The organism is Pseudoalteromonas nigrifaciens (assembly GCF_002221505.1).
GTDB classification, from domain to species: Bacteria; Pseudomonadota; Gammaproteobacteria; order Enterobacterales; family Alteromonadaceae; genus Pseudoalteromonas; species Pseudoalteromonas nigrifaciens.
Map to the genome: position 1 here is coordinate 2,863,301 of NZ_CP011036.1, position 21,145 is coordinate 2,884,445.

General features: G+C 38.8%; 16 protein-coding genes. 12 read left to right on the top strand and 4 right to left on the bottom strand.

The genetic code is table 11. The features are described from left to right. Positions 1-239: 239 nt before the first annotated feature. Positions 240-2,123, top strand: a complete 1,884-nt coding sequence (locus PNIG_RS13580) for a propionyl-CoA synthetase (protein WP_089368707.1) — start codon at positions 240-242, stop codon at positions 2,121-2,123. Between the two features lie 113 nt (positions 2,124-2,236). Next, positions 2,237-3,508, top strand: a complete 1,272-nt coding sequence (locus PNIG_RS13585) for a mechanosensitive ion channel family protein (RefSeq protein WP_089368708.1) — start codon at positions 2,237-2,239, stop codon at positions 3,506-3,508. A gap of 83 nt (positions 3,509-3,591) precedes the next feature. On the opposite strand, the gene PNIG_RS13590 is transcribed toward PNIG_RS13585, so the two are convergent. Next, positions 3,592-4,509 carry a LysR family transcriptional regulator gene (locus tag PNIG_RS13590; protein WP_011329095.1) on the bottom strand — a complete coding sequence of 306 codons (918 nt, stop codon included), beginning with the start codon at positions 4,507-4,509 and terminating at the stop codon, positions 3,592-3,594. Positions 4,510-4,627: 118 nt separating this feature from the next. Here PNIG_RS13590 and PNIG_RS13595 point away from each other — a divergent pair, with 118 nt between their 5' ends. After that, on the top strand, positions 4,628-5,770 hold the full coding sequence (locus PNIG_RS13595) for an alkene reductase (RefSeq protein ID WP_089368709.1): 1,143 nt from the start codon (positions 4,628-4,630) through the stop codon (positions 5,768-5,770). A 110-nt stretch (positions 5,771-5,880) separates the two neighbouring features. Further along, complete coding sequence (locus tag PNIG_RS13600) at positions 5,881-6,756, top strand: endo alpha-1,4 polygalactosaminidase (RefSeq protein ID WP_086997774.1); 876 nt, start codon at positions 5,881-5,883, stop codon at positions 6,754-6,756. A 32-nt stretch (positions 6,757-6,788) separates the two neighbouring features. Here PNIG_RS13600 and PNIG_RS13605 read toward each other — a convergent pair whose 3' ends face one another. After that, positions 6,789-7,262: a VOC family protein gene (locus PNIG_RS13605; protein WP_089368710.1), complete on the bottom strand. Its 474-nt coding sequence runs from the start codon at positions 7,260-7,262 to the stop codon at positions 6,789-6,791. 186 nt (positions 7,263-7,448) lie between these two features. Here PNIG_RS13605 and PNIG_RS13610 point away from each other — a divergent pair, with 186 nt between their 5' ends. Continuing rightward, entirely contained in the window at positions 7,449-7,835 is a 387-nt protein-coding gene (locus tag PNIG_RS13610; protein WP_011329099.1) for a lipoprotein, read from the top strand. A gap of 40 nt (positions 7,836-7,875) precedes the next feature. After that, a complete protein-coding gene (locus tag PNIG_RS13615; RefSeq protein ID WP_089368711.1) occupies positions 7,876-8,238 on the top strand; it encodes a TehB family protein in 363 nt (120 codons plus the stop codon). Between the two features lie 103 nt (positions 8,239-8,341). On the opposite strand, the gene PNIG_RS13620 is transcribed toward PNIG_RS13615, so the two are convergent. Then, positions 8,342-9,466 (bottom strand): glycosyltransferase family 4 protein, encoded by a 1,125-nt coding sequence (locus PNIG_RS13620; RefSeq protein WP_226898012.1) that lies wholly within the window; start codon positions 9,464-9,466, stop codon positions 8,342-8,344. Between the two features lie 229 nt (positions 9,467-9,695). Here PNIG_RS13620 and PNIG_RS13625 point away from each other — a divergent pair, with 229 nt between their 5' ends. The 6 genes from PNIG_RS13625 to PNIG_RS13650 all read left to right on the top strand — a co-directional run bounded on the left by PNIG_RS13625 (position 9,696) and on the right by PNIG_RS13650 (position 20,366). Then, positions 9,696-11,045, top strand: coding sequence for an L-cystine transporter (locus tag PNIG_RS13625; protein ID WP_089368713.1), 1,350 nt, complete (start codon positions 9,696-9,698; stop codon positions 11,043-11,045). 241 nt (positions 11,046-11,286) lie between these two features. Then, positions 11,287-11,883, top strand: coding sequence for a DUF6515 family protein (locus PNIG_RS13630; RefSeq protein WP_089368714.1), 597 nt, complete (start codon positions 11,287-11,289; stop codon positions 11,881-11,883). A 120-nt stretch (positions 11,884-12,003) separates the two neighbouring features. Next, positions 12,004-13,872, top strand: coding sequence for a bifunctional glutathionylspermidine amidase/synthase (gene gss, locus PNIG_RS13635; protein WP_089368715.1), 1,869 nt, complete (start codon positions 12,004-12,006; stop codon positions 13,870-13,872). Positions 13,873-14,166: 294 nt separating this feature from the next. Beyond that, positions 14,167-14,682 (top strand): DNA starvation/stationary phase protection protein Dps, encoded by a 516-nt coding sequence (dps, locus tag PNIG_RS13640; RefSeq protein WP_011329105.1) that lies wholly within the window; start codon positions 14,167-14,169, stop codon positions 14,680-14,682. An 851-nt stretch (positions 14,683-15,533) separates the two neighbouring features. Further along, positions 15,534-18,473 carry a TonB-dependent receptor gene (locus PNIG_RS13645; protein ID WP_089368716.1) on the top strand — a complete coding sequence of 980 codons (2,940 nt, stop codon included), beginning with the start codon at positions 15,534-15,536 and terminating at the stop codon, positions 18,471-18,473. 153 nt (positions 18,474-18,626) lie between these two features. Then, positions 18,627-20,366, top strand: a complete 1,740-nt coding sequence (locus PNIG_RS13650; protein ID WP_011329107.1) for a SulP family inorganic anion transporter — start codon at positions 18,627-18,629, stop codon at positions 20,364-20,366. 63 nt (positions 20,367-20,429) lie between these two features. Here PNIG_RS13650 and PNIG_RS13655 read toward each other — a convergent pair whose 3' ends face one another. Continuing rightward, positions 20,430-21,140, bottom strand: coding sequence for a VC0807 family protein (locus PNIG_RS13655; protein WP_011329108.1), 711 nt, complete (start codon positions 21,138-21,140; stop codon positions 20,430-20,432). Between the last annotated feature and the right edge of the window lie 5 nt (positions 21,141-21,145).

A 21,145-nucleotide genomic window follows, 5' to 3' on the forward strand; every position in this document is an offset into this window, starting at 1 on the left:
AGTTTTCTATCGAAAATAAAGAAAAAGCCGTACAAATAGAGTTTAATTGACGTTTTTTATAAAAACATAACAATTTCAATTAGCTTGCTATGTATTAAGTCGTAATTAGGCCCTGCAAAACAAACTAAAAAACAACCACCTTGCTCAGCTTTTAGCCGACCAAGGTCTAATATAATAATTAAGCAAAAACGCTTAGTTTTTAATGTCTCTCACACTCTTTTTTAGTTTTAGGATCATTTATGTCAGGTCAATATAAACAGCATTATAACGCCTTCAAACAAAACCCAGCTGAATTTTGGTTAGCACAAAGTAAGTGTATTCCTTGGTATAAAACACCCCAAAATGCCTATACACAAGACAGCGATGACTTATACCATTGGTTTGATGATGGCCAGCTTAATACTAGCTACTTAGCACTTGACCAACATGTTGAAGCCGGCTTTGGCGAGCAAACTGCGCTTATTTACGACTCTCCTGTTACCAATACTAAACAAACTTATAATTATTCACAGCTACAACAAGAAGTGGCTAAGTTTGCCGGTGTAATGCAATCGCTAGGTGTGCAAAAAGGCGACCGTGTGGTTATTTACATGCCCATGATCCCACAAGCAGTGATTGGCATGCTAGCTTGTGCTCGTTTAGGTGCAGTGCACTCTGTGGTTTTTGGTGGCTTTGCAGCTCATGAATTAGCGGTGCGTATTGATGATGCTAAACCTAAATTAGTATTAAGTGCTTCTTGTGGTGTAGAAGTAAGTAATATTATTCAATACAAACCCTTATTAGATGACGCCATTAAGCGCGCCACGCATAAAGTTGATCACTGCGTAATTTATCAACGCGAACAAGCAACCGCAACACTCAATAGCGGCCAAGATATTGATTGGGCAAAGGCTATGCAAACAGCACAAGCTGTTGACCCTGTACCTGTAAGTGGTAGCGACCCGCTATATATTTTATATACCTCAGGCACCACAGGATTACCTAAAGGCGTAGTACGTGAAAATGGCGGCCATGCTGTTGCCCTTAATTACAGCATGAAAAACGTATATGGTATGGAGCCTGGCGAAGTTTTTTGGGCTGCGTCTGATATTGGCTGGGTGGTGGGTCACTCATACATAGTATATGCGCCGTTAATGTATCGTTGTGCAACTGTACTTTACGAAGGCAAACCAGTGCGCACCCCAGATGCCAGTGCATTTTGGCGAGTAGTAGAGGAGCATAAGGTAACAGCCTTATTTAGCGCGCCTACTGCATTTAGAGCAATTAAAAAAGAAGACCCTGAAGCTGAGGGTTTTAAAAAATATGATACATCTAGCTTAAAACGGTTATTTTTAGCCGGTGAGCGCCTTGATGCCGCTACTTACGGTTGGTTAAAAGAAAAAACCGGCCTACCTGTGCTCGATCATTGGTGGCAAACAGAAACCGGCTGGGCTATTGCTTGCAACCCTATTGGCATTGAACACTTAGAAACCAAAGCAGGTAGTTCAACCGTTCCTACACCGGGCTTTGACGTACGTATTTTAAATATGGAAGGCGAAGAATGTGCCCCTAACGAAAGTGGCGCAGTAGTAATAAAACTGCCCTTACCGCCGGGTTGCTTGTCAACAATTTGGCAAAATACCGAGCGCTATAAACAAGGTTACCTGAGCGAATATGAAGGCTATTACCTGTCGGGAGACGGTGGCTACATAGACGAAGACGGCTACTTATTTATTATGGGTCGTACCGATGATGTAATTAACGTTGCTGGCCACAGGCTATCTACCGGCGAAATGGAAGAAATTGTTGCCGCCCACCCTGCGGTTGCAGAATGTGCTGTATTTGGTGTAAACGATGCGCTTAAAGGGCAAAACCCAATGGCGATGATAGTACTGAAAGACGGTTTTACCGGCTCTCACCAAGAAGTACAACAACAGCTTGTGCAATCTGTACGTAACCAAATTGGTGCTATCGCGTGTTTAAAAAATATTATGTGTGTTGAGCGCTTACCTAAAACACGCTCAGGGAAAATTTTACGCAAAAACTTACGCCAGCTTATTGATGGCGAAGAACTGCAAATTCCATCGACTATTGACGACCCCAGTATTTTTGCCGAGTTAAGTGAACAACTTGCTGAAAAATAAAACGAACTGTTTATAGTTAAAGTCTATCGGCACCGAGTGAAGATAGACTTTAACTACGCCTTCTGCTTAAATAACCTTGGAATAAATAACTTTATGATGTAAACGGAGATTAAATGACAGATATAAGAGCTGAACTACGTGAGTATTTACTGGGGTGGTTTGGCCAATATTTACCCGCCAACCCTCTTTTATGGTACGACATTTTAGTACTTTGCTGGCTCGCCATTTTTGCCATAATTTTACATTTAATTATCAGAAACTCAGCTAAGCACTTTCTTAAAGGTCGCTTTAGCGAAAGAATTGTTCAGCCTGATGCAAAAACTCCCGCCGATTTAGCATTTAAACTTGCAAAACATATCTCTTTTGTAATTCAAGGTGCGGTTGTCGTTGTCCAAGCTAGGCTTTGGCTACCCGAAGGGAGTGGCTTATTACATATTATTGAAATGGTTACCGACCAATGGATCATTCTCTTCTCTTTACTATCACTGTTTTCGTTGCTCGATATTTTTCAGGTTATTTCTGATAGGCGCGCAGTCAGAGCCCACTTCCCGATACGAGGGTTATTACAAACCATTAAGTTAATTGCCAGTGTATTAACCGGTATTTTAGCTGTGTCGTTATTAATGAATAAATCACCATTAATTTTATTAAGTGGTTTAGGTGCGTTATCAGCCGTTATGCTGTTGGTGTTTAAGGATGCTATTTTAGGTTTAGTGGCAGGTATTCAGCTCTCTGCTAATAATATGTTAGCGGTAGGTGATTGGCTAGAAATGCCCAAGTATGGCGCTGATGGCGATGTAATTGACATTGCACTTACCACGGTAAAGGTAAGAAACTGGGATAAAACCATCACTACAATACCTACGTATGCGCTTATTTCTGATTCATTCAAAAACTGGCGCGGCATGTCGGAATCGGGCGGTCGTAGAATAAAACGTAGTATTCATTTAGAGATGAACAGTGTGCGCTTTTTAAATGAACAAGAGCTCACTGAGCTTAGAAAAGCAAATTTACTAACCAAATATATAGATACCACAATATCATCTATTAGCGCCGAAAACGCTAGCAAAGATATGAGTTGCCTACTTAATGGCCGCCGCTTAACTAACGTCGGTACCTTTAGGCATTATTTAATAGAACTGTTAAAACAACACCCTAAAATCCATCAAAATATGACCCTAATGGTAAGGCAATTAGAGCCAACTAATAAAGGCTTACCTATCGAGATTTACACCTTTACCAACACCACAGTGTGGGCAGAGTACGAAGGTATTCAAGCTGATATTTTTGACCATATACTGGCTATTTTACCGGTGTTTTACCTTAAAGCACATGAGTCGCCAACAGGTAACGATGTGCGATCTTTGTCGATAGGTAAGCTCTAAAATTACGGCTTACTTTATCGTTAGCTCCTATATTAGCGAGTAACACTATAAACGAGTGTTGCTCGCTAAAACTTATTTATACTTCAAATTACTTTTAATTGCTCCAGTATCCAGCGATGAATTGGGCTTTCACTGGTACGTGGATGCCATGCAGCTATTACTTTAAAAGGCGGCGGCAATGCTTCCACGGTTAGCTCTTGTACTTTATTGTTTGGTAGTAATCGCGCCGGGTAAAACGCGATCATATCGGTTGTATGAAGAATGTTTGGTACTGCCGAAAAGCTAGGTACCGACATAACAATATTGCGTTTAAGGCCCTTTGCTGCAAACCACTGATCGTGAGAACCACGTAAATTGGCACGCGAAGGTGATACCACTAGCTGCGGATAAGCTGCAATTTGTGCCAGTGTTAACGGCTCATTTGTTAGCTTGTTGCCACAACCTGTAACGCATAAATGCTGCTCTTCAAGCAAAGTAACATAAGCTAAGTTATCTGGAATAAATTCAGGAAAACTAATCAGTAAATCAAGCTCGCCCGCCGTAATTAGCTGGTTAACATTATCTGAGGCAAAGTCGCGCACTATTAGTTTTAATCCGGGGGCTTCTCGCCTAGTTATATTAAAAAGCTGCGGTAACAAGGCTTGAGTTGCGTAGTCTGTCGCGCTAATAGTAAATACACCTTTATATGTTTGCGGTGTAAATACATCGGGCTCTAACAGCATTTCAAGTTGCTTTAAAATATGGCTAATAGGTTGCTGCATAGATAACGCTTTAGGCGTTGGCACCATGCTATTTCCTTGACGAATAAACAAACGATCGTCAAATAAGTCACGTAGTTTACGCAGTTGCTCGCTAATTGCTTGCTGGGTTAAGCCCATTTTACGTGCAACCTGCGACAAGCTTTTTAAATCAAGCAAGGCATTTAGTACCCTGAGCTGTTTAATATCGAGCCGGTTAATACCATTCATAATTGTATCTAAAACAATAAAGTGTTGTTTCAAATTGTACCCTTAAAGCTCTACGCTTACCAACATTGCTTAAACAGCTAAGCATCAACATACTTTACCTTGTTAATTACGAGGTAATAAGCCACTAAGTTTGCTTTAAGAGAGAGTTTTAATGAATCAATCTATTTCTGATACCAGCTCGTTATTTTCATCTGTAGAACTTGGCCCTTATACACTTAAAAACCGTATAGTAATGCCACCACTTACACGTTCTCGTAGCACCCAACCAGGTAATATTCCTAACGACTTAATGGCAACCTATTATGCGCAGCGTGCCAGCGCTGGTTTTATGGTTACCGAAGGCACGCAAATAGAGCCAAGAGGTCAAGGCTATGCATGGACTCCAGGTATACATTCTGCGGCGCAAATTGAAGGTTGGAAAAAAGTAACTCAAGCAGTGCATGCTAAAGGGGGCATTATATTTGCTCAACTGTGGCATGTTGGCCGTGTATCGCACACCAGTTTGCAACCTAATGAAGCCAAGCCAATAGCTCCTTCGGCAATTACAGCTGACAACGTTAAGGTGTTTATTGAAACCGGCCCAGGCCAAGGTGCTTTAAGTGAACCAAGTACACCGCGCGCTTTAAGTACTGATGAAGTGAGCGAGTTAGTTAATATGTATGCGCAAGCAGCAAAAAATGCATTAGAAGCCGGCTTTGACGGCGTTGAACTACATTGTGCTAATGGTTATTTAGTTAATCAGTTTATTTCAGAGCACACTAATATGCGTGACGATCAATATGGCGGCTCACTTACTAATCGTCTGCGTTTTTTAAAAGAAATTGTTACTGCTGTGAGCGCGGTTGTAGGCGCTGATCGTTTAGGCGTTCGCTTTGCACCACTATTTAGCAGCACAGATGAAACCCGCGTTTATTTGGGTTTGGTCGAGTCTGATCCACAAAACACCTACATAGAAGCGATTAAGGTACTTGAACAAGCAGGTATTGCTTACTTATCGATTGCTGAAGCCGATTGGGATAACGCACCTGATTTACCTGAGCAGTTTTACAAAGCAGCTAGAGCGCAGTTCTCTGGTCGAATTATATATGCAGGAAAATACACGGTAGATAAAGCACTGCGTATTTTAAATAATGGCTACGGTGACTTGTTTGCTTTTGGTCGGCCTTTTATTGCGAACCCCGATTTACCTGAGCGTATTAAACAACAATGGCCTTTAAATGAAGCTGATGCAGCCACTATGTATGGCGGCACAGAGGTTGGTTATAGTGATTATCCATACTATAAAAACATTTAATTTAAGCAGGCCACGGAAGGCCTAATACTCAATATAAAAATCGACATCCTTAATGCAATATCAATAGTTTTCAGCTAAATTAATAACTACTAATACCGTTTGAGTATGTTATGTTTTTGTCTTTATTTAATAAACAAACCGCAGGCCACTGTGTTATATTTTTACTGCTAATCAGTATTAGTAGCTGCGGTGAAAATGACAATACACCAGCAACTCCCTCTAGCCAAGTCGAGCCTACAATTGCCCCTATTACTACCGGTAACTGGTATAAACCCGCATTGGGGAGCACCTGGCAATGGCAGCTAACTGGCACAATAAATACTAACTACAATGTTAATATTTACGACATAGACCTATTCGATTCCCCAGTACAGTTAATACAAACATTACAAGCTCAAGGTAAGCGGGTTATTTGCTATTTTTCAGCGGGTTCTTATGAATCGTGGCGAAGTGATAAAAGCCAATTTTTAATCAACGAATTAGGTAACTCTTTAGCTAATTGGCAAGGAGAGCGTTGGTTAGATATTCGCTCACCTAATGTGCAAGCAATAATGGCTAGTCGTCTAGATTTAGCAGTACAAAAAGGATGTGATGGCGTAGAGCCCGATAACGTTGACGGCTATATGAATAATTCGGGCTTTAATTTAACTGCAAACGATCAGCTTGTATTTACTCGCTTTATAGCAAATCAGGCGCATACTCGTGGCTTGGCGGTTGGCTTAAAAAACAATCTTCATCAGGTAAATGAGCTGCATAGTTATTTTGATTTTGCAGTAAACGAGCAATGCTACGAGTATCAAGAGTGCGAATTACTCACCCCTTTTATAAATAACAATAAAGCTGTTTTTCATGTTGAATATAATAGTAAGTATAGTAATGGTAGCGCTGAGCTTAACAATATGTGTGATGATGCTATTAATAGGCAATTTAATACACTGGTTTTGCCAATAAACCTAGATGACGAATTCAGGATTAGCTGCTTGTAAAAGCCTTGTTTACTTACCTTTATTTTATAAAGCTAAGCATCTTGATCTTTACTCATAAAATCTACCATTCTTTTTCTGAGCTCTTGCTCATTAATGTCTTCTTTATGAGTGCCAATGGTCCATACGTGGCCAAAAGGATCTTGCAGCGTACCTGCTCTATCACCATAAAACTGATCATGAACGGGGCGTATTTCTTTCGCTCCTAACGCAATGGTTTTTGCAAATACCGTATCTACATCATCAACATACAACATTATGCTTACGGGTGTACCGCCTAGCTCTGTAGGGCTTTTAAAATGAACATCTGGGCACATATCTGAGATCATAATATGTGAATTACCAATTTTAATTTCTGCATGAGCAATGCCGCCTTCAGGCATAGGCATTTGCATAACTAGCTGCGCATCAAAAGCGGCACAATAAAAATCAATTGCTTGTTGCGCACCGTTTATAATTAAATAAGGGGTTATTGAATGATACCCTTTTGGAATAGCTGATACCGCCATGTTGTGCTCCTCGTTATATGCTCTCCTTACAAAGGTTAGTCTAAAGTGGCAAACAATATAAAATAAACACGTATTTATTTATCAATATTAGTGGCACTTATTTGCAAAATTATTAGTAAATTTTGCTAGTATCTACCACTTAATAATATTTACTGATACGCTGCATATTTAAACAAAAGGACTAACATGAAAAAACAAACAACACTTTTTATAGCCACTGCGTTATTCGCACTCGCGGGTTGTTCAACTTCAGTGCCAATTAAAAACTTTGAACAAAACCTTATTCCACAAACATCTAAAATAATTAATAACACAGCAGATGTTGAAACAGGTATTTTAAAAGCCTGCATTCAACTAGGTTGGCAGTGTGCTCCTGTTAGTGAAGGTAAAATAAAGGGAATTCTTAATATTCGTACTCATCAATTAATCGTTAATATTAATTATGACAAAACAGCCTATTCTATCAATTACCAAGATTCGACTAACCTTAATTACAACGGTAGTAAAATACATCGTCAGTATATTAATTGGGTAACTAATTTAATGCGCCATATTGATGCTGAAATGATTTAAACTTTTATATTTGTTTCACTAATACAAAAAAGGAATTGTTATGAGTCACTTAACTATACCAAGTCACTGGAAAATAAAACGCTCCACTCACTTTTTTACTAAAGATAACATTCCAAAAGCGTTACTTACTCACCACAACACAGCCGAGGGTGTGTTTGGCCAAATTTGCGTTATGCAAGGCACTGTTACCTTTTACGGATTTGCAAATGAAGCCGCCACAGAGCCTGAGCAAACTATTGTAATTAACGCGGGGCAATTTGCTACCAGCCCGCCACAATACTGGCATAAAGTAGAGCTAAGCGACGACGCGCAATTTAATATCAACTTTTGGGCCGAAGCCGATACAGGTAATAAAGCCCTGTTTAAAAGTTCACGTATTCATAGCAAACCTATTTTAGATTAATACCACTTAAAATAACTAATTTACGTACAAACAAAAAAGCACCTAACATTTAGTTAAGTGCTTTCATAAATAACGGTGCAATTAATGCCAAATGCACTGCATATTAGCCTTGTTTATGTTTGATCATATCAATCCAATCTTGCGCCCAATTTTCTTTAGAGCACACTTTCGCTATTGATGTTAACCCGTTATATGCCAACGTTTTACTTTGCTGATAGTCATTCAAGCTAGTTGTTAGCGCTTGGGTAAACTCGGCAGTATTAGGCATCACTAATCGACCATTAAAACCATTAATTATAAGATTAGATAAGCCTCCAACGTTACTACTTATAACCATACAACCTGCGGCCATTGCCTCTATCATAGATAACGAAGTACCTTCTGAACCTAGTGTTGGAATAATGGCAATGTGTTGGCGTTTATGTACGCTAAAGCTTTCATTTGGTCCGTACTGCATTAATTTCACTTTTACTTCATTAGCAAATAGTTCTGTTAAATATGGTTTTAATGGCCCATCTCCGGCAAAGCTTACTTGAATATTATATTGCGGTAAAAGCTGCTTAATAATAGGTGCTATTAATTTAATACCACGGTAATCAACAAAACGACGAGCAATAATAATATTTAGTGTTGCGTTATCATCTGACCATTTTTTGGCAAATTCACTTTCGCTAATTTTTTCACTATAAAAGTTATAAATAACCTTCATATGTTGCTGCTCAATATTAAACCAAGTGCGATACCAGTTAACAAAGTTATGATCTACACACACCAAACTGCAATCTGATTTTATATAGGATAAATATTTGTACTGACTTAATAGCGAGGAGCAATATTGTGATATGGCTGATTTTGCTGCGCGAGGTTTATCCCAAGATATACCATGCTGAATCGCTAGCGTTTTATAATCAGGCATTTTTACTGAATAAGAGTCGGTAGCAAAAATAATAATATCGTTATTTTTGTCTGCATTTTCACTGACCCAGTTTGCAAGGGCGATTTTTTTTAAGTTACCGCGATATAAACCGGTAGTAACGCTATGAATAGTGTACTGGGGAGTAGTTAAGGTAAACGCTTTTTTAGCCGGTTGTACTATATGACATGGCCAACCTTGGCGAGTAAAAACATCGCACAAACTTAAGATATAGTTTTCAATGCCACCAATGGTATGCATAGTGCCGTTATGATCAAACATAGCACGGTAAATAATATAAATATTAGGCATCATATATCCTGACAAACTTGTTTAGTTTGCTGCAATTACAGCGATTACTCTTTTGGTAATATAACATTTAGCCATACATCTTTGAAGATATTTACAAACGCTTGCTATCCCTTATAACCAAATATTAGCAATGCATAACAATTTCTTCTAAGTCATAGCGAAAGTGTATTTTCTTAAATAAGTTTAAAGCGTTAAAGTGCGCCGCTAAATCACAGCTAATGAAGAGGATATTATGTCGCTTGCTGTACTATTAATGCTGGCATTGTTTGTTGGTCTGTTATTCGCGATTTATCTTTTTTCGCAAAAAAGTAAAACGTTATCACGCACCGTTTTATTTGGCCTAGTACTGGGCAGTGCTTTTGGTTTGGCTTTACAGTTTTTATTTGCCGAACAACCCCAAGTTATTAACCATGTTTTAAGTTGGGTTGCCGTCGTTGGTAAAGGCTATGTTGGGCTATTAAAAATGGTCATTATGCCTTTGGTATTAGTGTTTATGATTGCCGCGGTAGTCAAACTTGAAAACCAAGGCTCTTTAGGTAAGATTTCATTTGTAAGTATTTCTATTTTACTGGTTACCACAGCCCTTGCTGCATTGGTTGGTATTGCGGTTACTTATGGCTTTAACTTAAGCGTAGAAGGATTAGTGGCCGGCACTCGTGAAGCGGCACAAATGACTACTTTAGAGAGTAAAGCGGCTAATGTTGCTAACTTAAATGTGCCACAAATGTTGCTTAGCTTTATTCCAGAAAACCCATTTGCCGATTTAAGTAATACACGTTCAACCTCTATTATTGCCGTCGTTATTTTTGGCGTGTTAATAGGCATTGCAGCACGTAAAGTAATGCTAGAGCGCAGCGAACTTACAGCGCCTATTCGTACTGGTGTAAACGCTTTACAAGCCACTGTAATGAGCTTAGTTAAAATGGTTATAGCTTTAACGCCTTACGGTGTTGCAGGATTAATGGCGAATGTAGTCGCAAACTCAAGTGGTAACGACATTCTTAATTTATTGGCGTTTATTATCGCCTCTTATGTCGCTATTTTATTAATGTTTGTTGTGCACGGCATACTGTTAAGCCTAGTTGGGGTTAGTCCAAAACATTATTTTACTAAGATTTGGCCAGTAATGACCTTTGCTTTTAGTTCGCGCAGTTCAGCGGCATCAATTCCAATGAACATAGATACACAAGTAAACCAACTTAAAGTTCCCCCAGCTATTGCTAATTTATCAGCCTCTTTTGGTGCTACGATTGGACAAAATGGCTGTGCAGGTATTTACCCTGCAATGCTAGCAATGATGGTTGCACCTAGTGTGGGAATAGACCCGATGACTTTTGAGTTTATTCTACCCTTAATAGGTATTGTAGTGATTAGCTCTTTTGGCATTGCCGGTGTAGGCGGCGGCGCAACTTTTGCTGCGCTAGTGGTATTACCAACAATGGGATTACCCATAGAAATTGTTGCGTTACTTATATCAATAGAACCATTAATTGATATGGCACGTACTGCGCTTAATGTGTCAGGCTCTATTACTTCAGGTGTGATCACCAGTAAAATAATGAAAACGCCACAGCAAGACTAATTAATAATTAAGCCCAGCTTTGCTGGGCTTTTTATACTGCGCTACAGTTATATATAAAACCCGCAAAACAGCCCATAATCAACCACTTTCCTGTTCATTTAGCATGCTCAAACCCTACCAACAAGCATTTTAGTTATGTAAACATATGTAAAGCTTTGTGTAATTACAGCCGCTATCAGTTGCTATTCAGTTTTAGGCTCTAATATCGGTTATGTATAAAAAACATAAGCGAGACATTACTATGAAACAAATAGCTATGAAACTAACAGCCATAAAGCTAAACACTATTAACTTAACTGTTTTGTTAGCGGTATTTTTAGCACTTACTATACTCTCAAGTAACGCCTTTGCAAATCCGCAAAATGTACACAACAAACACTATAAACCAGGTAAAGTGATACGTCATATTCCTAGTAATAGTGTATCGGTACGTTTTAATGGTGCAGTATTTAATACCCATAATGGCACTTACTATCGTAAACACAGCAGAGGCTATCGAGAGGTAATGCCACCAAGAGGCTTACATATTAGATCACTGCCTAGGTATCACTCACGCTTAAGGCATCGCAATAACACTTATTATACCTATCAAAATGTATATTATATTGCCGAAAATAACGGCTACACGGTAGTCGATACGCCTAAAATACAGGTTAATCGAGCAATCAAAGTAAACAACATCAACAGCTATAAGCTTGGCCAGTTTTACGACTCGCTACCAACGGCAGCAGAGCCCGTAACTATTAGCTCGGTGCAGTACTTTAAATATGATGACATTTATTTTTTACCGCAAATTAGTGGTGATGTAATTAAATATCTCGCTGTTAAACTCAATTAATACAGCCTTTATCTGTCGCAAATAAAAACATAAATAAGGGCATAATATTTTATCTTGCTATCAAGCTACTTCGCTCCTATAGTCAGCAGATTATAGGCCTTTATTTTGAACAAACTTGTTATGAAAACTAGCACTCCAGCTCGTGATTTTGGTGAACTATTAGGTTACGCACCTGGTAATGTTGCTGTTTACTCGTCTGACTATGACTCTGCCGACGAAAGTATTTATCCCAACCGCAGTGCCTATCGCAGTTATTTAGATGGCATTTATATGGGTTATAAATGGCAATGCGTTGAGTTTGCTAGGCGTTGGATGTATCTCAATCATGGTTATATTTTTGATGACATAGCCATGGCTTACGATATTTTTGAGCTACGCTCAGTACGTGAAGTTAATAGCCAAAATAGACTCCCCTTACAGGCATTTAAAAATGGTGCAAAGCATCATCCTCAAGTTGGTAGTTTACTTATTTGGGAAGAAGGTGGCGAGTTTGAAGAAACCGGTCATGTTGCCATTGTAGTAGAAGTTCACCCTGATAAAATTCGTCTTGCTGAGCAGAATGTTGGCCATCAAACATGGCCACAAGGTCAAAATTGGTGCCGCGAGCTTAAAGCTAAAATAACCAAAGATGGCGACTATTGGATTGAATGCTCTTATAACGATGCAACTATTTTAGGCTGGATGACCCAAACTAATCAAATTGAACACGCAGAACCTACAGCTGAAATAAACACAGATTTATTTACAATAAAATCTAACAACATTGCCGATACAGGCCAAGCCGCAAAGTCATGGTTAAATATTGCTAATGATGACGAAGCTGCCTATGTAGATATGATGCAAGGCCACAAGCTTACCTCCAATGCAGAGGATCAACATAGCTACTTTACTATTTCACACACAGCCCAACAAGCCATTGAGCACGCCACCAATGAGCTGCATAGCTTATTTATGCATGCCACCGACTATGTGTTACAGCACCCTGAGCTATTAAAAAAGTTTAATTTACCTGAAGTAGTACTCAATAAAATTCGTCAATCGTGGGATAACCGCTTAAATCAATTGATCACCAGTCGCTTTGACTTTGCACTAACCCCTGCAGGCTTAAAAGTGTATGAATACAATTGCGACTCCGCTTCGTGTTATATGGAAAGCGGTAAAGTTCAGGGTAAGTGGGCAAAGCACTTTGGGGTTAAAGCAGGTATTGATGCAGGGCAAGATTTATTTAAAGACTTAGTAAAAGCGTGGCGAAAAAGTGAAGTAAAAGGTTTAGTGCATATTCTTCAAGATGACGACCCAGAAGAGCATTACCATGCTTTATTTATGAAAGAAACAATTACGGCAGCAGGCTTTGAGTGCAAAATTATTATTGGTTTAAATACTCTGTCTTGGGACGTCTTTGGCAATATAATTGATGCCGATGGCAATAAACTTAATTATGTATGGAAAACCTGGTCGTGGGAAACAGCACTTGAGCAAATTCGTGACGAATGCGAGGCTGATCAAGCTCAAAATAATAATTTTGAGTCGCAATGGCAAGCAGGCGCAACCCCGCGTTTGGCTGATGTATTATTGCGTAAAAATGTCATGGTTTTTGAACCATTATGGACACTAATCCCCAGCAATAAAGCAATCTTACCTGTGCTGTGGAGTTTATTTCCTAATCATAAATATTTGCTTAATACCGCGTTTGAGCTCAGCAATGAATTATTACAAACCGGTTATGTAGTAAAACCTATTGTTGGCCGCTGTGGAGCAAATATTCAACTAGTAGATCAGCAACAACAAACCATTGAGGAAACTGCCGGACATTTTGCATCCCAAGAGCAAATATATCAGCAATTATTTGCGCTACCAAAAGTAGACGATTACTTTGTACAAATATGCAGTTTTACCACAGCAGGAAAATATTCTGGTGCGGGTGTGCGAGTCGATAAAAGCATGATTATTAACGGCCATAGCGACTGTATGGCACTGCGGATTGAATAACTCGCCAAATTAATAAACAATACTTTGCGGGCTTAGTTTTAGGGCTTAGCATTAAATATAATAGCTAAGCCCTTTAGCTATTATATTTATTACACTGTGCATAATTTACAAAAAAGTGCATAGTTTTCAAATATGTAATATTTAACATCATTCTTCCCCTCATATTGAAAACCCTATCTGATTGTATATAAACAACTTTATTTAAAATCCCTTCTCGGCATGGTGATTGCTTTAAATAAAGTAAAGTATGTTCATATAGTAATTAATGGGCAAAATAATTAAGTAGGAGAAATTATGAGTAATAGTAACAAAACAGCTAAATTTACCGCTCCAGGTATGAGTAACGATTCAGCAGAAAAAACTATCTCTACACTCGACAATCGTATGGTTGCGCTAATTGACTTACAACTTACCCTTAAACATATTCACTGGAACGTAGTTGGCCCTAATTTTATTGGCGTGCATGAAATGCTAGACCCACAAGTTGCGGTTGTACGCGAAATGACAGACACCATTGCTGAGCGCATCGCAACGCTAGGTGGAGTACCTGTTGGTACGCCAAAATCAATTGTTGATCGCCGTACATGGGACGAGTACTCAATTGGTAAAGCCCTCGTTACCGAGCATTTAAGTGCACTCGATAATGTATATAGCGGTATTAATAGCGATCATCGTAAAGCCATAGATACGCTTGCTGATCTTGATCCGGTTTCTGAGGATATGATCACCAGCCAACTAGCCGAGCTAGAGCAATTTCAATGGTTTATTCGTGCTCACCTTGAATCATCAACAGGTGAACTACAAAAGTAGGTGCACTATTATAACTGGCATACATAGCTAAATATTTATTGTTAGTTAATAATTTAAAATTAAGAAAAGCCCGCATTATTAATAATGCGGGCTTTTTAAGTGCTAATAACTTACTAAAATAATAACCGACTAAAATAATTGCACATCATACATAGCAAAGTATCTGCATTTTGCTCTTAAAAAGTTTACCCCCAAGTAGCCATTAAATATTGTCACGCTCAGCAAATGCATAAAAAAGAACTTCCCCCGATTAACCCCTCGTACATCTGCATTTAAATTTTATACTATTATTACCAGTCGATATTTTATTTATATTAGCAACCAAATTGGTTAACCAACCATATTTTAAACTTAAAATAAAAACTACAAAGCCATTACCAGTAAGTAATTTACATTTCTTATTTTAAATAAACGCCTCATACACCCTCAGTAAGTTAATTTCTTTTTATCGCCTTGGTACTTATCAGCACTTTCTTATCTAAAACAATGAATTTTTTTATAGGTTAAAACCCCAATCTTCCCAAATAAGTAAGGTTAAACTCACCTTGCTTTTAAAAATTATAATTAATAAATAGCAATAACAAACCTATATACCAACATTAAATTAAACTTTTTAACTGCGATTACAAAATAAATTAAAAACATAACTTGTTAAATTTGTTAAATATTAAACAAAAAGAAATCAAAGTTGTAATACCAAATTCACATTATTGGTAAACAAAGCTTGAAATTAAAACTTAATTGGACTAATTTTAACCACACTTTACGCGTTACCAAAAAAAGTAAAACCCTGAGAAATTGGTAAACCAAAGCGCATCATCAACACACAATTACCCAAACGGGAGAGATACATGAAGCTTAATCGAATTACTTCCTCACTAATCAATAAACAACATAAAAGTAATCCTGCACTTATTAGCGCGGCCGCACTTATTTTAATGACATCATCTACTTTAGCTGCACAAGAGTCTGAAAACACCTCAGCCACTGCAGATAAAAACATAGAGGTTATTGAAGTAAAAGGAATTCTTAACAGTATGAAAGCAGCTGCAATGCTTAAACGTACTGACGGTCGTATTGTTGATGCTGTTGTTGCTGAAGACATTGGTAAATTACCAGACAATAATATTGCCGAAGCCCTGCAACGTATTACTGGTGTATCTATTAATTCTGACTTTGGTGTGGGTGATAGTGTTTCGATTCGTGGTTTACCGCAAAACCGGGTTGAATTAAATGGTCGCTCTACTATTGGCGATTCTCGTGATGGCATTAGCCTTCAAGATTTTCCATCAAGTTTCTTAAAAACAGTAGAAGTTGTTAAGTCGCCAACTGCCGATATGATTGAAGGCGCACTGGGTGGTACGGTTAGTTTAAGAACGGTTCGCCCATTAGAATTAGATAAACTAACAGCGGCCATGTCATTAGATGCAGAATATGCAGATAAAACCGAAAACGTAGCGCCTATTTTCAGTGGATCTGTTGGTAATAATTGGGATTTTGATGAAATGGGCACGTTTGGTGCCATTGCTATGTTTTCATATCAAGATCGCGAAATTCGCCAAGACGAAACGTCTAGCCGCGTAAAACCTCAAGACATAGTAATTAACGCTCAAGAAGGAAACACACCAAGCGGTAACGCCATCGTCAGAGATGAGCACAGTATTGAGCAATATGTAGAGAAACGTGAACGTACTGCTGTAAATTTATCACTTCAGTGGGCACCACACTCGGGTAATGGCATGGTATACCTTGATTTAAGTGGTACTAAGCGCTCTGGTGAGCAAGCTGGTAACTCTATTTTAGGTGTAGCAGGTTCACTATCAACAGATGCAAACACCACACAAGACGCTAACGGCGTAAATAACTATACGTTAACTAACGAATTTGGTATTCCTAAAACATACAGTGATTTTCGTGATACTGACTCGTTTTCAAATGCACTTGGTGCAGAATGGAGTCTTACCGATAGCATCAAAATTTCTGGTGAAGTTGCTGTTGCATCCTCTGAAAGCATAAGACCAGACTCAGAATTTACATTGCGTCCAATCGAAAAATCGACGTTTGAAGCCAGTGGCGGTGTTGATTTAGTAAACCATTTATATGATGGCGCATTTTCACAAGACGGTAATCGCTTACCAAGCATTATACACTCAGATCCAACTGCATTTACTAATCCACAAAACTTAGCATTAAGAACATTCAAAAGTGAAGATAGAAAAACCAATAATGATGAAACAGCGGTTCGTTTTGATATTGAAATGTTTGAGCCGTTAAGCAGTGCAAACTGGATCTCTAAAGTAAAAGCAGGTGTTCGCGCTACTAAACGCGATTACGAATATGAACAATACAAAGTAGAAATTAAAGATATTTATAAAAACGCTATTAACGACTCAGATGGGTCATTAGCAACTTTATGGGCCGATGATTATAACGCGCTGTTCCCTGGCAGCTTTACAACTATGAGCCACGATAACTCTTTTAATCAACTGGGTCACTCTGGTCAAAACGATCTATTAACATTCCTTACTTATAATGGCTTATCTAACCCAAGTAATACGTATGCTCAATTACAACAACTATTAGCAGGCACTAATTTAGCGTCTACTGGGAGCTTACACGACAATCAAGAGTTTCAAGAAAGCGCATACAAAAATGTAGTTGAAGACACCGCTGCAATTTATATATCGGCTTATTTAGATTTTGATAGCGTTACAGCCATTGTGGGCGCTCGTTATGTAACAACAGATCTTGAGTCAAGTGTTTACCAAAACGGTGTAAAAGTGACAGGTGAAAATGATTACACAGACTTTTTACCTAGCTTAAACGTGACATATAACTATTCAGACGAAACACTATTTCGCTTTGCTGCAGCAAAAGTTATGCGCAGAGCCGACTTTAGCGAGCTAAGCCCAGCATTTGACGTAAATAACGACCGAACGGGTGCAACTCAAGGAGCTATTGATTTAGAACCATACCGCGCAACCCAATACGACTTATCTGTAGAGCATTACTTTAATGAAGGTAACGTATTGTCTTTTGCACTATTTTATAAAGATGTTAAGTCATTTTTAAGCAACGAAAGCACGTGTGTTGCCTCATCAACTACCGCTGCACTGCAAAACGTAACACAGTGGAACCAAGTATGTCAGCTTGATACTGCCGGCGTATCTCAAGATAATATGGTTTACTCTGATGCAACTAACTATCCTGTAGATGCTGATGGTTTTAATCACGTTGCGGGCCTTAGAGATGCAGGGCTTACCGGCATCGATACCGTTAAAAATATTAACGGTGAAAACGGCTCTGTTCAAGGTTTTGAAGTAGGTTACCAGCAGTTTTTTACAAGCCTTCCGGGTGCGTTTTCTGGTTTGGGTATTAATGCAAACTACACTTACGCAGACAGCGAACAGCCAAACGGCAACCCATTATTAGACATTTCTAAAAACACTTATAACTTACAAGTATTTTGGGAACACGAAGGTTTCTCTACTCGCCTTGCTTATAACTACCGTGACGGTTTCTTAAGTACTGAAAACGAAAAACGCGTAGAAAACATTAACTCTAACGGCAGCATTTCACAAGACGGTACTGTTTATGGTAATAACTACCGCGATGACAGAGGCCAATTAGACTTTTCTGCAAGTTGGGACATAAACGAAAACTTTACCCTAGTAGGTAACGCAACAAACTTAACCGGTGAACCTTCAATCTACCTATCTGAACTAGGCGGTGCTTGGAAGTACACTGAGGCGGATCGCCGTTATAGCTTAGGCATTCGCGCTAAATTTTAATTTTCCCTGAAGGCTAAAGCCTGCTTTTATGCAGGCTTTTTTATGCCTAAATAATAGTAGCTTTATATTGCATAAAAAACCCACTCCCTAGCTATACTTATCTTAATATAAAACTTAATATCAAAGAGCAATTACTATTAATAAGGAAAGGTAGTGCTGTCGCGTTTATATAATTTTATGCCGGGTTTAAATACTTTACTTCATTATGAACGACAATGGTTTGCTGATGATTTAAGAGCGGCATTATCGGTTGCCGCCGTGGCGCTACCCGTTGCTATTGCTTATGCACAGTTAACTGGTGTTAATGCTGCAGTTGGGCTGTATTCCTGCATACTACCCATGATGCTATATGCACTTTTTGGCACCTCAAAACAATTAATAGTTGGCCCCGATGCCGCAACCTGTGCAGTTATAGCTGCAGTAGTAACCCCGCTTGCCGCAGGCGACAGTTTTAAGCACTGGCAGCTAGTTGTAACCATGACCGCCATGACTGGTTTTTGGTGTTTTATAGCCAGTAAATTTAAATTAGGTGTATTAGCAGACTTTTTATCTAAGCCTATTTTAATGGGCTTATTAAACGGTGTAGCCATAACTATCATTGTGGGTCAGTTTTCTAAAGTATTTGGTTTTACCTTTGATGAAAGATACCTACTTGAACGCTTAGGGGGTGTGCCCACTTATTTATCACAAACCCATATTCCCACTTTATTAATGGCCTTATTTACTGTGGTTATTTACTTTGTTATGAAACGACTAAAGCCTACATGGCCCGCATCAATGTTTGCCATTACCTTGGGCGCAATATTAGTGTGGTTTTTTAATTTAGAGCAATTTAATATTAAAACCATAGGCACAGTAACCGGCGGACTGCCGGTATTTAACACCCCTGTATTTGATATTGGTATTATTCGTGAACTAGTTGTGCCGGCACTTAACTTAGCCATAGTGAGCTTTGTAAGTATGATGCTAACAGCGCGTAGTTTTGCCGCAAAAAATGGCTACGACATAGATGCAGATAAAGAGTTTAGAGCCCTAGGTATTGCCAACTTCGCCTCTGCATTGTCGCAAGGCTTTGCCGTAAGTGGCGCCGACTCTCGCACCGCAGTTAACGACGCTAATGGCGGTAAAACGCAATTAGTGTCGATTATAGCCGCCACTATTATTGCTATTATTGCTATTTTTTTAACAGCCCCGCTCGAGTTTATACCTAGTGCAGCACTCGGCGTGGTACTTATTATTGCCTCTGTGCATTTGTTAGATTTAAAAGCGGTATGGCAACTAAAGTTTAAAGATAAGCAGGCGTTTTACCTTGCCTTAGCCACCTTGTTTGCAGTGCTGTTTATTGGTGTTATTCCGGGTATTACGCTTGCTGTATTACTGGGTTTATTTCAATTTATTCGCACCGTAATGCGCCCTACCGACAACATATTAGGCGTAGACATAAAAGGCGTGGTAAGAAGCTTAGATGCCACCGATAAAGCAAAAGCCGTGCAAGGGGTATTTATTTACCGCTTTAATTCGCCATTAACTTACTTTAATGCCAGTTACTTTAAACGCAGATTACTTGAGCAATACGCAAAACAAAAAGACGATACCCAATGCGTTATTATTGATGCCGTACCTTGCTTTACCCATTTAGATTTAAGCGTTATGGCCATGCTTGCCGATTTAGACGTTATATTTAAAAAGCGTGGCATTAGCCTTGAGCTAGCAGGTAGAAAACGCCAGCTTCTATCGTGGTTTGAAATTGCCGGAATGGTATCGGGTAAAAATGGCATTTATGTTCACTCCGATCTATATGTTGCGCTACAAAAAAATAGCGTAAGCCAGCCTACCGACGAAGTCGCCTTATTTGAAGCTCATACCAATGAGGCAAAACCCGAGCCGCTATAAACGCAAAAAGGCTTACAACACATAGTTGTAAGCCTTTTTATACTAAAAACTTAGTAACTTAAATTACTGTGAATGAACCATTTGTTCAAACTTCATGCCGGTTAATTTAGTAATTACTTTAATCACATAAAAGAAAATACCAATCATTGCCAACATAGACGGAATAGCAATAATAGGGTAACTGAGCAAGGTCATTTCACCAAGCTGCTCGTTAAACTCTACCGTACCCGCAGGGCTGGTCACTATCCACTTAGCAAGCACGTAATTCATAGTTGATGAAAAAGCAAAAGTAAGCGCTAAAATATAATTAGCCTTGGTAATTTGCTGCTTAAAACGCTGGGTATTACCGCGCGCATCTAACGTATCGTAAATTACATCTAACTTAAATAAAATCGAGTTTAACAGCACCTTTGCCAATAATGGCTTACCAAAAAAACCCGACATTAAAACAGTCAGGCCAATAATACCCGGTATAGCCGCTTCTTTTATTGCCAACCATTCTACATTAAGCTCAAACAGCGCAATGCCACCCGTTAATAAAGTACTTAAAAAACCTAATAATGAAATAAAATTTAACGAGCGTGCTTTAATAAAATCATAAATACCGTAACCCACAGGAAATATAAGCGCGACAATTAACCCTACAACGGTTCCTAAATATTCAGGCCCCGAAAACTTCATTAAAATAATTGAAGGCACTATAATATTAAAAACGACCTCAAATAATGGATTGTTTTTTTTACCTTTACTGTTATTTTGACCACTGGTTGTCATTCGTT